Annotated in this window: 14 protein-coding genes and 1 tRNA gene; 13 read left to right on the forward strand and 2 right to left on the reverse strand. The window is 51.6% G+C overall.

The window, feature by feature from the left end:
• The first annotated feature begins 3 nt into the window (after nucleotides 1-3).
• The 12 genes from nusG to JJE36_01855 all read left to right on the forward strand — a co-directional run bounded on the left by nusG (nucleotide 4) and on the right by JJE36_01855 (nucleotide 10,376).
• Nucleotides 4-525: a transcription termination/antitermination factor NusG gene (gene nusG, locus JJE36_01800; protein ID MBK5211045.1), complete on the forward strand. Its 522-nt coding sequence runs from the start codon at nucleotides 4-6 to the stop codon at nucleotides 523-525.
• Nucleotides 526-631: 106 nt separating this feature from the next.
• Nucleotides 632-1,057 carry a 50S ribosomal protein L11 gene (gene rplK / locus JJE36_01805; protein MBK5211046.1) on the forward strand — a complete coding sequence of 142 codons (426 nt, stop codon included), beginning with the start codon at nucleotides 632-634 and terminating at the stop codon, nucleotides 1,055-1,057.
• A gap of 95 nt (nucleotides 1,058-1,152) precedes the next feature.
• Nucleotides 1,153-1,857, forward strand: a complete 705-nt coding sequence (rplA, locus tag JJE36_01810) for a 50S ribosomal protein L1 (GenBank protein MBK5211047.1) — start codon at nucleotides 1,153-1,155, stop codon at nucleotides 1,855-1,857.
• A 324-nt stretch (nucleotides 1,858-2,181) separates the two neighbouring features.
• Nucleotides 2,182-2,700, forward strand: coding sequence for a 50S ribosomal protein L10 (rplJ, locus tag JJE36_01815; protein MBK5211048.1), 519 nt, complete (start codon nucleotides 2,182-2,184; stop codon nucleotides 2,698-2,700).
• A gap of 162 nt (nucleotides 2,701-2,862) precedes the next feature.
• Complete coding sequence (gene rplL, locus JJE36_01820) at nucleotides 2,863-3,243, forward strand: 50S ribosomal protein L7/L12 (protein MBK5211049.1); 381 nt, start codon at nucleotides 2,863-2,865, stop codon at nucleotides 3,241-3,243.
• A gap of 274 nt (nucleotides 3,244-3,517) precedes the next feature.
• Nucleotides 3,518-4,243 (forward strand): amino acid ABC transporter ATP-binding protein, encoded by a 726-nt coding sequence (locus JJE36_01825; protein ID MBK5211050.1) that lies wholly within the window; start codon nucleotides 3,518-3,520, stop codon nucleotides 4,241-4,243.
• Between the two features lie 134 nt (nucleotides 4,244-4,377).
• Entirely contained in the window at nucleotides 4,378-5,202 is an 825-nt protein-coding gene (locus tag JJE36_01830) for a transporter substrate-binding domain-containing protein (protein ID MBK5211051.1), read from the forward strand.
• Between the two features lie 2 nt (nucleotides 5,203-5,204).
• On the forward strand, nucleotides 5,205-5,885 hold the full coding sequence (locus tag JJE36_01835) for an amino acid ABC transporter permease (GenBank protein ID MBK5211052.1): 681 nt from the start codon (nucleotides 5,205-5,207) through the stop codon (nucleotides 5,883-5,885).
• Between the two features lie 25 nt (nucleotides 5,886-5,910).
• Entirely contained in the window at nucleotides 5,911-6,564 is a 654-nt protein-coding gene (locus tag JJE36_01840; protein MBK5211053.1) for an amino acid ABC transporter permease, read from the forward strand.
• Nucleotides 6,565-6,705: 141 nt separating this feature from the next.
• A complete protein-coding gene (locus JJE36_01845; protein MBK5211054.1) occupies nucleotides 6,706-7,278 on the forward strand; it encodes a cupin domain-containing protein in 573 nt (190 codons plus the stop codon).
• 81 nt (nucleotides 7,279-7,359) lie between these two features.
• Nucleotides 7,360-9,009 carry an AMP-binding protein gene (locus tag JJE36_01850; protein ID MBK5211055.1) on the forward strand — a complete coding sequence of 550 codons (1,650 nt, stop codon included), beginning with the start codon at nucleotides 7,360-7,362 and terminating at the stop codon, nucleotides 9,007-9,009.
• 95 nt (nucleotides 9,010-9,104) lie between these two features.
• Nucleotides 9,105-10,376, forward strand: coding sequence for a PASTA domain-containing protein (locus tag JJE36_01855; GenBank protein MBK5211056.1), 1,272 nt, complete (start codon nucleotides 9,105-9,107; stop codon nucleotides 10,374-10,376).
• A gap of 78 nt (nucleotides 10,377-10,454) precedes the next feature.
• Here the strand turns inward: JJE36_01855 and JJE36_01860 are convergent.
• A tRNA-Phe gene (locus tag JJE36_01860) sits at nucleotides 10,455-10,530 on the reverse strand.
• A gap of 207 nt (nucleotides 10,531-10,737) precedes the next feature.
• Here JJE36_01860 and JJE36_01865 point away from each other — a divergent pair.
• Nucleotides 10,738-11,634 carry a L,D-transpeptidase gene (locus JJE36_01865; protein ID MBK5211057.1) on the forward strand — a complete coding sequence of 299 codons (897 nt, stop codon included), beginning with the start codon at nucleotides 10,738-10,740 and terminating at the stop codon, nucleotides 11,632-11,634.
• A gap of 123 nt (nucleotides 11,635-11,757) precedes the next feature.
• On the opposite strand, the gene tnpA is transcribed toward JJE36_01865, so the two are convergent.
• Nucleotides 11,758-12,171 (reverse strand): IS200/IS605 family transposase, encoded by a 414-nt coding sequence (gene tnpA, locus JJE36_01870; protein MBK5211058.1) that lies wholly within the window; start codon nucleotides 12,169-12,171, stop codon nucleotides 11,758-11,760.
• Nucleotides 12,172-12,228: the final 57 nt, after the last annotated feature.

Here is a 12,228-nt window from a genome sequence, read left to right on the forward strand (position 1 = left end):
TAAATGAAAAAGTGGTACGTAGTACATACTTATTCAGGGTATGAAAAGAAAGTGAAGGCAGGCCTCGAGCATCGCATCGAGAGTCTCAGCATGTCCGATAAGATTTTTAAAGTCGAGATTCCGACCGAGCAAGTCGTCAACAAAGATGACGGAAAGCTCGTCGAGAAGAATCTTTATCCCGGTTACATCCTCGTGCAGATGGATTTCGATGAGAGCTCTTGGTACGTCGTTCGCAACACGGACGGAGTGACCGGATTCGTCGGCTCGCGTCATAAACCGACTCCGCTTACCCGCGATGAATATTATCGTATGGTCGGTCACTCGAAGAAGACCGAGCCTGTCGCCGTCACAAGTTTTGCATCAGGCGAAATGGTCCGCATCAAACAAGGCCCGTTCGCCGACTACAACGCGCGTATCCAAGAGGTCAACGTCGAAAAGGGCACTTTGCGTTGCACGGTCACCCTCTTCGGCCGTGAAACTCCCGTTGAGTTCGAGTTCAACGACGTGGAGCTTGTGTATTCTTAAATTGGTAACGCCGGCGCAGAAGCCGTGTCATGCGGAGCTTCTCTTGTGCGCTGTACGTATAGAAAAGTAACCGGCCTTTCGGCCCTTTGGTAGTAAGGATAGAGTAATGGCTAAGAAACAAATTGGTTTCGTCAAGCTGCAAATACCGGGAGCGCAAGCAAACCCCGCACCTCCGGTCGGACCTGCACTCGGTGCGCAGCAAGTTAACATCATGCAGTTCTGCCAAGCATTCAACGCAGAAACCGCCGATCGTCCCGGCATGATTCTCCCTGTCGAAATCACCGTATATGAAGATCGCTCGTATACGTTCATTATCAAGACTCCTCCGGCGGCCGTTCTTCTTCGTCTCGCCGCAGGTGTTGAAAAAGGTTCCGCAGAGCCGAACAAGACGAAAGTTGCAACCGTGACTTCTGCCCAGGTTCGCGAAATCGCCGAGACCAAGATGCCCGACCTCAACGCACATGATATCGATGCAGCAATGAGCATCATCGCCGGTACCGCTCGTTCGATTGGCTTTCTCATCGAGGGTTAGTTCGTGATGAACGGATGTTTAACTTATAAGTGTGATGAATTCGCATCACACGTGGGAGGGCCACTCAAAGCCCGTCTAACCACTTGGAGGTTTTTATGACTAAAGTAGGTAAGAAATACGCTGCGGGTGCAGCGAAAATCGAGGCTGACAAGCTGTACGCCCCACTGGAGGCGGCAACTATCGTCAAATCGAACGCCACGTCGAAATTCGATGAAACCATCGAAGTGCACTTTCGTCTGGCCATCGACACTCGTCAAGCCGATCAGCAGCTTCGTGGATCGATTTCGTTGCCGAACGGTAGCGGTAAAGTGGTTCGTATCGCCGTTTTCGCCGAAGGCGACAAGGCACGTGAGGCTGAGGCTGCCGGCGCAGACTTCGTCGGTTCCGATGAGCTCGTCACAAAGATTCAAGGCGGCTTTTTCGACTTCGACGCCGCTGTCGCAACTCCCGATATGATGGCGAAGGTCGGTCGCTTGGGTAAGCTTCTCGGCCCTCGTAATCTCATGCCGAACCCGAAACTCGGAACCGTGACTCCCGATGTCGCTCGAATCATCGGGGAACTCAAAGCGGGTCGTGTGGAATATCGTGCCGATAAGTTCGGCATTTGCCATATCATCGTCGGCAAAGCATCGTTTAGTGCCGCGGATTTGGCTGCGAACTACTCAGCTCTCTTCAGTGAGATTTTGCGCGTCAAGCCGGCCTCCGCAAAAGGAAAATATGTCAAGTCGATTACCTTGACTTCGACGATGGGACCCGGTGTCCGCGTGGATCCGTCGATCGTTCGCGGTATCCTCGACTAGGAAGATTTCTTCTCGAGTTCTATCGGCCTTTGTCGGCAACGGGCAAATGGGCTATACTAATCGTTGCTTGAAAAATAAATACGTGTGCTTGCTGCCAGAGACAGTCGGTGCTTTTTAAAAAAAGCTTAAACGAAACGAGATAATACGTTTCGGCCTGCCGAGGTAATCGCCGGTAATTCATTACCGAACACATTTCGAATTCGAACTGTAGCGACCCTCTTGCCTCACATGGCATGGGGGTCGTTTTCATTTCTTTTATGATGGGCGGCTCGCTGCAACTACTGCAGGCAGCTGACCATGCGTAAAAGAAAGGAGGTTACTTTTATGACTACTAAGAATAAGAAAGACGTGCTCGAGGAGATTAAGACTCGCTTCAGCGAGTCCGACTCGGTTATCCTCGTCGATTATCGCGGACTTACGGTCAAGCTCGTGTCCGAACTTCGCAAGAATCTTCGTGACGCCGATGCTTCCATGACCGTCTACAAGAACTCGTTGACCGAGCTTGCGATTCGCGAGTTGGCTCTTCCTTCTTTGGACGAGTATCTCGAGGGTCCGACGGCTTTCGTCTTCATTTCAGGCGATCCGGTTGCTCCCGCGAAAGTCCTTTCGACGTTCGCTGAGAAAAACAAGGTGCTTGAAATCAAAGGTGCGCTTGTCGGAAATTCAGTTCTCAGCAATGAGAGAGTAGAGGCACTTGCAAAGCTTCCTTCACGCGAGGAGCTTCTTGCAAAACTTCTTGGAACGCTTCAAAATCCGATGCGCGGTTTCGTTACCGTTGCTGCCGGACCGGCACGTGGTCTCGTCACCGCTCTCAAGGCGGTTGCGGATCAAAAAGCCGCGTAATCGAGTTTTTGCAGCTTTGTGCTGCAGAGAAATGTGCGCTACCCGCGTAGTGGTGAGCACAGGTTGATGAAAATGCGATATCCCTCACAGAGGTGCAATCGCTACAAAAATATTGATATTGATGACTGAATGATACGGTCACCGACGAAAAGGAGAAAGATTATGGCTGTAAGCCGCGAAGAAATCGTAGAGGCTCTCAAAGAGATGCCGGCACTCGAGCTTTCAGAGCTCGTTAAGGAACTGGAAGAAGTATTCGGAGTATCTGCAGCTGCACCTATGATGGCTGCAGGAGCAGCTGCCGGCGCAGGCGCCGCAGAGGTTGAAGAAGAGCAGGTCAACTTCGATGTAGTCCTTGAAGGCTTCGGCGACAACAAAATCGCTGTCATCAAGATCGTTCGTGAGCTAACCGGTCTCGGTCTGAAAGACGCCAAGGATCTCGTCGAGTCAGCTCCCAAGGCTATTCTCGAAGGCGTTGCAAAGGATAAGGCAGAAGAGGCAAAGGGTAAGCTCGCTGATGCAGGTGCTGCCGTCAGCCTTAAATAATTCATTCGAAATTAGGTATACCTTCCTTTGCTTCATCACCGATAAGCTGATCGACGCAAAGGAAATAACTCGCCTTATGACCGGCTCTTCAGAGCCGGTCATTTTGATTTTCGAGGTAAAACGGTTAGAATTAAGTTTCGTTTTACCGTTTTGTAAAACATTTCCTCGTCAAATTTTATGCTGGCATAATCATGCGCATCTTATTCAGTTTGGATTCTACGTTTAACGGTGAAAGTCGATACGAAAGATCAGACCGCAAGAGCGGAGGTATGTGTTGATAGAACTCAAGAACGTCAATAAAAAGTTTGGCGACCACCACGTTCTTAAGGATATAAACCTCGAGGTTAAAACCGGTCAAAAACTTGTCATCATAGGGCCTTCCGGCTCGGGTAAATCCACGATGATTCGTTGCATGAACATGCTCGAGAAGCCGACTTCGGGACAAGTGTTCGTCGACGGAGTGGAGCTTACCGCGCGCAAAGTACCTATCGCAGCGGTCAGGCAGTCGGTCGCCATGGTGTTCCAACAGTTCAATCTGTACCCGCACAAAACGGTGCTTGAGAATCTGACGCTTGCCCCCGTCGTCGTCCAAGGGGTGTCGAAAGAGGAAGCAGAGGATTCCGGAATGGCCTACTTGGACCGGGTGGGCTTACGCGAGAAGTACAACGCGTATCCCAATCAGCTTTCCGGTGGGCAGCAGCAGCGTGTCGCCATCGCGCGCGCGCTCAACATGCATCCGAAAGTCTTGTTGTTCGATGAGCCGACTTCGGCGCTCGATCCGGAGATGATCCAAGAGGTCCTCGACGTTATCATCGGACTGGCCGAAGAGGGCATAACGATGGTCGTCGTGACGCATGAGATGGGGTTTGCGAAAGTGGCCGCCGATCGAGTCGTATTCGTAGATGAGGGACGAATTATCGAAGACGGCACTCCGGCGCACTTCTTTGAAAATGCGCAAAACGATCGCACAAAATTATTCTTGAGCAAAATACTTCGATAGGTAATGCCGCGCATGAAAGTCACGCGCTGTGAATAGGGGTTGCGTGTAAGCGAGATGCATACACGGTACGATTAGGGGAAACTCTCGGTTCGATATCGGGGGGATCGAAACGGTTGAAATAAGAAGGAGGAATCATGAAGAAGAAAATGCTCGTTCTGGTTATCGCGTTTGCGCTCGTTTTGAGCGTTACTGCACTGGTAGGGTGCGGCACGGAGGAAGCGGCGACCACCGGTAGCACCGGGGTCTCGTCCGACATCCAAAAGATCAAAGATGCCGGTGTGCTCAAAGTCGGCGTGAAGGTCGATGTGCCGAACTTCGGTTACAAGGATCCCAAGACCAATAAAATCGACGGATTCGAAATCGATTTGGCGCGTCAGCTCGCAAAACGAATTCTCGGTGACGAGAGCAAAATTCAGCTTGAGCCCGTTACCGCGAAAACGCGCGGGCCGCTTCTCGACAACGGTCAACTCGATGTCGTAATCGCGACTTTCACAATCAAGCCCGATCGCTTGCTGCAGTGGAACTTCTCGGATGGTTACTATACCGATGAAGTGGGAATTCTCGTGAAGAAAAACTCCGGGATCGCCGGGCTCAAGGATCTCAACGGCAAGAAGGTCGGCGTGGCCCAAGGCGCGACTACAAAGGATGCCATCGAGGCCGAGATTGCGACCCAGAAGCTTTCCATCAAGCCGAATTATCTTGAATTTGCGAGCTACCCTGAAATCAATGCGGCTCTCGAGTCGGGACGAATCGATGCGTTCTCAGTCGACAAGTCGATCCTGACCGGCTATCTGAGCTCCGACAAGGTTATCCTCGCAGAAGGGTTTGCACCGCAGGAGTACGGAATCGCCACCAAAAAAGGTAACGACGGAATCACCGAAGAGTGCAACACCATGCTGAAAGAAATGACGGCGAACGGTGAAATGGCGACTCTTTTGAAGAAGTGGAATCTTAATTAACGATGGGCCCTTTCAGTCTCCAAAAATGGCAAGCCTCGCTTTCCAATGTCCCCATGCTTATCGAGGGCTTGGGAGTCACGTTGATAGTGTCCGTTACAGGTCTCGCGCTTGCGATGATCATCGGCGTTGTTTTCGGCGTCCTCTCAAGCTCTCATTGGAAAGTCGCGCGCTTTTTTGCCCGCATATATGTGGAGTTTTTTCAGAACACTCCCTTGCTCATTCAGGTGTTCTTGCTCTACAATGCGTTGCCGTTGATTGCGCCCAAGGCCGTCATCCCGGTGACTGTCATAGGAATCATGGGAGTGGGTTTTTACCATGGCGCCTATATCGCCGAAGTCGTTCGCGCCGGAATCCAATCGATTCATCACGGCCAAATCGAGGCGGCTTTGTCACAAGGATTTTCTTATATTCAAGCCATGCGGCATGTCATCATTCCGCAGGCGCTCCGTGTCGTATTGCCACCGCTGACGAATCAAGCGGTTGTTTTGATTAAGAATACTTCGATATTGGCCGTCATCGCAGGTGGAGACTTGATGTATCGAGGAGACTCATATGCCGGCAACGCCGGTAACTACGGTCCGACTTATATCGTCGTCGGTTTGTTGTACTTCGCCCTCTGCTTTCCTCTCGCGGTTTTGACCAAGAAGCTCGAAGACAGAGCGGAGGTGCATGGGAATGCTTAATTGGATGGGTCCTGATGTCGTTTCCATGCTCAAAGACCCGGTCATCTATGCGGCGCTCGGTCGAGGGCTGCAACTGACGCTCGTTATCGCGCTGGTCACGATTGTGTTGAGTTTTATTTTCGGTACGCTTCTCGGTATCGCGCGTTTTTCTAAGATTCCCGTTTTGAGCCAGGCGGCAACGGTCTATATCGAGTTCGTTCGAAACATTCCGTTGTTGCTCATATTGCTCTTTTGTTATTTCGTCGGGGGGCTGCAGTCCAGAGATGCGGCAATATTTGGATTGACCGTATTCACTTCGTCGCTTCTTGCCGAAGTGGTTCGCGGCGGCTTGAACTCCATCGGTACGGGGCAGTGGGAAGCGGCGCATTCTCAGGGCTTTAACTATGTTCAAATTCTGCGTTATATCGTTTTGCCGCAGGCCGTCGTCAAGATGATACCGCCGATCGTTTCGCAATTCGTCACCGTCATCAAAGACTCTTCGTTCGCCATGACCATCGGTGCGTTCGAATTGATGTATGAGGGTGTTATCCTCACGGGCAAGTATTGGAAAGCGACGCAGGTTATCACCATCTATATTTTGATCGCCCTCATCTACTTCGTTATAAACTTCACTTTATCGCTACTATCTCGCAAGCTACAGGGCAAGTTGTCTTTGGGACGAGGTACTATCGAGCAATAGTTATTTACACGTATTACCTAACTATTTATCGGCAGCAAACCTCGGTTTGGCTGCCGATTTTTCTTGTGTTAGTTCATTTTGTGAAGTTGCCTTGCCAATGGGCAAGCTATACTTAGAGAGAAACAAGAAGAGGAAGGTTTTATCATGTCGACGAATCACATCGGTCAGAAGTTGACCACCCTGCGAACCGCGCATCGGATGTCGATGGAAGAACTCGCCGAGCGCAGCGGGTGCAGTGTGAAAACAATCAAAGAAATCGAGTCGAATGCAATCGTACCCTCGCTTTCGCCACTTATTCAGATCACTCGTTCACTGGGCGTACGTCTCGGAACCCTGCTCGATGACGACAAGGGAATAGGGCCGAGTGTGACTCGGGCCGGAGAGGCCGAGCGGACTTCTCGCATGAAGAGCCTCGAAACGGGAACGAAGAGCGCTCCGCTCGACTTCTTCTCGTTGGCGCAGGGAAAACTTTCGCGTCACATGGATCCCTTCATGATCGATGTCGCCCCGAACACCGAGCGTGATCTTTCGACGCACGAAGGGGAAGAGTTCATCTACGTCATGAACGGAGAACTCGAAATCGAGTATGGAAAAGACACGTATGTACTCAAGCCCGGTGATTCGATTTATTATGACTCCATCGTTCCGCATCAGGTGCGTGGATACGGCGACGGCATGACGCGCATCATGGCCGTCGTGTACACCCCGGCGTAAGACATACTATTTGCCTCTCGAGATGGAAAGGACCTAATTGTGGAGACAAAACAATACGACGGGCCTTTTACCAATTTGACAATGGGTCAGTTTTTTGAAAAGGAAGTAAAGGAACACCCCGAGCGTGATTTTTGTGTAATGCCCGATAGAGCGTTGCGATGGAGTTATACGGAGTTCGACGAGCGAGTGGACCAACTCGCGAAATCATTGATTGCGATAGGAATCGGTCACGGCGATCATATCGGCATTTGGGCGCGAAACGTGCCCGATTGGTTGACATTCATGTTCGCCGCGGCAAAAATAGGAGCCGTTTTGGTCACGGTCAACCCCGTTTATAAATCGCATGAGTTGGCGTATCTCATGAAGCAGTCCGATATGAAAGCACTTGCAATCGTGGACAACTACCGCGATGTCGACTATGTATCGGTGCTGCGGGAACTCGTTCCTGAGATGATGACGCAAGAACGCGGCTATCTGAGAAGTGAAGAGTTTCCCAAGCTGCGTTCGCTGATGTATCTCGGCCCCGAAAAGCATAGGGGATTTTATTCGATGCCCGAGTTGCTTCTTCTCGGAGAGCACACCGGTGATGCGAAGTTGCGCGAGGCGGTAGACTCCGGCGATCCCGACGATGTCGTCATGATGCAGTACACTTCGGGGACGACCGGTTTTCCCAAAGGCGTACAGTTGTCGTCTCGAAACATCGTCAATAACGGATATTATATCGGTGAGCGTCAAAAGTTCACCGGTGTGGACAGGCTCTGTCTGCCGACTCCGTTGTTCCACTGTTTCGGTTGCGTGCTCGGTATGATGGCGGTATTGACGCATGGAATGACCGTCGTGCTCATCGAGGCGTTCGATCCGTTGCTCGTTCTCGCTGCAATCGAAAAAGAAAAATGTACGGCGGTTTACGGCGTACCGACTATGTTTATCGCCGAACTCGATCATCCGATGTTCGACATGTTCGACATGTCGACATTGCGTACCGGAATCATGGCCGGCTCGCCGTGTCCGATCGATGTGATGAATGATGTCATGAAGAAGATGAACTGCAGAGATATGACCATCGCCTACGGTTTGACCGAAACAAGTCCGGTGTTCTGCCAAACTTCAACCGACGATCCTCCCGAGATTCGCGCCGAAACTGTCGGTAAGATGACGCCGCATGTCGAGGTTTCGATAAAGAATCCCGAAACCGGTGAGGAGTGTGCAGTCGGTGAAATCGGCGAACTTTGCTGTCGCGGTTACAACATCATGAAGGGCTACTATGGTATGCCCGAAGCAACCGCGCAAGCCATCGACGAAGACGGTTGGCTGCACTCCGGAGATTTGGGGACGGTCGATGAGCAGGGATACTATCGCATCACCGGGCGGATCAAAGACATGATTATTCGTGGCGGAGATAATGTGTATCCCCGTGAAATCGAGGAGTTTCTCTATACCATGGAAGGTGTGTCCGACGTTCAGGTGGTCGGTGCTCCCGATGAGAAGTATGGTGAGTTGCCGGCGGCCTTCGTCATCAAAAAGGCCGGTTCGACGATAACGGACACCGACATCAAGGAGCTTTGTTGGAAGCGAATGGCTCGCTATAAGGCGCCGAAGTATGTGTGGTTCGTCGACGAGTTCCCGTTGACGGCGAGTGGTAAGATTCAGAAATTCTTGTTGAGGGATATGGCTGCGGAATGGCTTGCAACCGGAGCCGTCGAAGCTGCACCGACGTATAAAGCGGAGTAATCGAACCGGCGATGCGCCGAGGCATTGCGCCTCGACACATCGTCCCGGTCGGGTGGGGCATTTTCGGTAAGTTGGATTTGAGAAAAGGACAGGTAATGGCAAAATCAAAGATCGTGTACGAAAAAGGGTCGATTCCTCAGGGGTCGCGTGTGGTCATCGTCGTGTCACAGGGCCCTGCTTTGATACAGCCTACGACGTTTAGCGCCATGCCCAATGTCGTGGGAAAATCGCAAGGAGTGGCGCTCGAAGCCATCTCACGTGCGAAATTGCAGGCGAAAGTCGTTTACGATTACCATGAAACCGTCCGTAAAGGCGCTGTCAGTGCACAGTTCCCTTCGGCCGAGGCAAATGTCGTCGTGGGCTCGGAGACGGCGGTGCTCGTGTCAAGCGGACAGGCCGGGAATCCGCGGCCGGCGACGGTGCTTCCCGATGTCGTCGGCATGAGTGAAGTCGAAGCCGTCGGCGTGCTCGAGGCGGCCGGTCTGTCTCCTCAAGTCATGCGAGAGTATAATACTTCCGTTCCGGCGGGCGTGGTCGCATCTCAACTTCCCGATACCCGAAGCAACGGTGGTGCCGAGCCGAAGTCAAAGGTCGGTTTTTGGGTGATTGTCGCAATTCTCGCCTTGGCGCTCATCGCCGGCGGTCTGTACCTCAACCACATCAAAAAAACTGAAAATAACACGGCTACGATACAGGTTACCGTTCCGACGGTGACCGGACTGCAACTTGACGAAGCGACGAAGAAAATCGAAGTCGCAAAGCTCGTCGTCGGAACGATCACAAGAGTCGATGCGACGAGCGGTGCTCATAAAACCGGTGATGTCGCATCTTCCGATCCGACTGCGGGTACGAAAGTCGCCGAAGGCTCCAAGGTCAATCTCGAAGTGGTGAAAGTAGAGACGACTGCGCCTTCGACGGAAAATGTCATTGTCCCCGATGTCGTCGGACAAAGAGAGAATACTGCGGTCAGTACCTTGAAAAACAAGGGGTTCAGCGTAAGCGTCTCGGCGAAACCCGATGGCGATGTTGAGAAGGGCAGAGTCATTTCGCAGACACCGAATGCCGGTGCCTCCGTTGCAACTGCCGGCGAGGTCACCATCGTAGTGTCCACCGGTCCCAAGCCTGTGACGACGGTCAGCGTTCCCAACGTCGTCGGACTTACGAATGTAGCTGCAGAAAAACTCGTCACGGTTACGGGGCTGACGTTGAGCTCATCGACGAGTTCCTCTGATACGGTTGCAAAAGGAAGCGTCATCTCGCAAACTCCCAATGTCGGCATAATGGTCAAGAAAGGCTCGGCGGTTACGGTAATCGTGTCCACCGGTCCGGATGCCACCTTGGGCTTGAACACGCAGCCCACGCCGTAAAGGTGTAGAGCATATCCATCGCCGAAGATCATCGAGCAAACAAAAAAGACCCCCGAGAGGAGTCTTGATGAAGCGATATGGTGGCCGGAGACGGACTTGAACCGCCGACACGAGGATTTTCAGTCCTCTGCTCTACCAACTGAGCTATCCGGCCAATTTCACGCGTTTAAGTATGTTATCGGTTTAGAGGTTCGCGGTCAAGTGCAGCGAACGGCCGAAGCCGCAAATATTATTGAGCGTCAATCATACTTCGGAATGCTACCGAGTCGGTGATATTATCATACACAGATATTTTGCAGCGTAGTCTGTATGAAAAATCGATGCGTATGCGGTTGATGACACAAGAAGAAAAGGTTGTAATATGGGTGCGAAAAACAGAAATATCGCTCTCGTCCTAATGCTTTCATCGGCGATGTTGTTCGCTTTCGTCGGTTCGGCTCAAGCAAGCGCCGCCGCCGGTGTCACTTCTTTCACGGTGACCGTCGGCGGAAAGAAATTCACACTTTCGCCTTCTGAGCGTAACGCAATCGTCGGGTCGAAAAGTCCAGCCGACATCACCAAATCGACGATGACTCCTTCTCAGAAGGCGGCTTTGGTGAAGAAGGCGAATGCGATTGCAAAGGACCGCACGTCGAAGGCGAAGAATATCCGGTATGCTTACTCTTCCAAAGAAAAGAAAATGGTTATCATAAACGCTTCCACCGGGTACTCACTTTCTTCGAGCACCGTGCAAACCGCCATGTATTCGGCGCTCGGCGCTTTCGGTGAGGCGAAGTATACCGGAGCGGTAGCGGCGACGGTTTCTCGAAGGATTACAAAAGCCGGTCTATCGAAACGCGTGCAACTTGGAAAGTGCATCGTCGTAGACAAATCAGCATGTCGCCTTTATCTCTACGATCACGGCGTGAAAACGAATACGACCTATCGTGTGACAGTCGGGAAAGCGGGGCACAGAACGCCCTCCGGATACTATACCATCGGCACCAAACGTCTCCACCCGACATGGGGTAACCCGGGTAGCGCTTGGGCCTCCGGTATGCCCAAAACAATTGCGGCCGGCCCGAACAACCCGCTCGGTATCCGCGCCATGAACCTCAACCAAAACGGTCATGATACAGGGTTGCGTATTCACGGTACTTCGAATAAGGCGCAGATTGGAACCGCCGCAAGCCACGGGTGCATTCGAGTCGCCAATGCGAATATCGTAAAACTCTACCCGAAGATACCGAAAGGAACGCCGGTTATCGTGAAGCCTTAAGGGCGTCATGGGAGTTTTGCAATCTTGACTTATGAAGATGCCTGCGAAAGCGGGCATCTTTTACGTTACCGGATAATTTGCGAAAGGCCCCGTCGTTCAGGGCGGGGATGTAGAGCAAAGGTCTTAATCTGGCGTCCGCTGCTGTTCCACATACTGCTTGATAATGCTGATCGGCGCACCGCCGCAGGATGCAGCAAAATACGATGAACTCCATAGCGTATTTTTCCAGTACCGTTTTTCGATATCCGGCCTTTGTTGGCGAAGTAGGCGGCTTGAAACACCTTTCAGACTATTCACCAGCTTAGAAACAGTCATTTTGGGCGGGTACTCAATCAGAAGGTGAACGTGGTCATGTTCTCCATTCATTTCAATAAGCGTAGCCTCAAAGTCAGTACAGACGCTTGAAAACATCACTCGCAGCCGATCAATCGCATCATCGTCAAAAACATGTTTTCGATATTTAGTCACAAAAACCAAATGAACATGCATCTTGAAAACACAGTGTCTACCATGCCTAATTTCAGTATTATTTCTCATAGACCAACCAATACTTTGTTGTTATCCCTCATAGAACAGAGTATAATACAAACTATG

It is taken from the genome of Coriobacteriia bacterium, from assembly GCA_016649875.1.
In the GTDB taxonomy this organism is placed as follows: Bacteria; Actinomycetota; Coriobacteriia; order WRKU01; family JAENWW01; genus JAENWW01.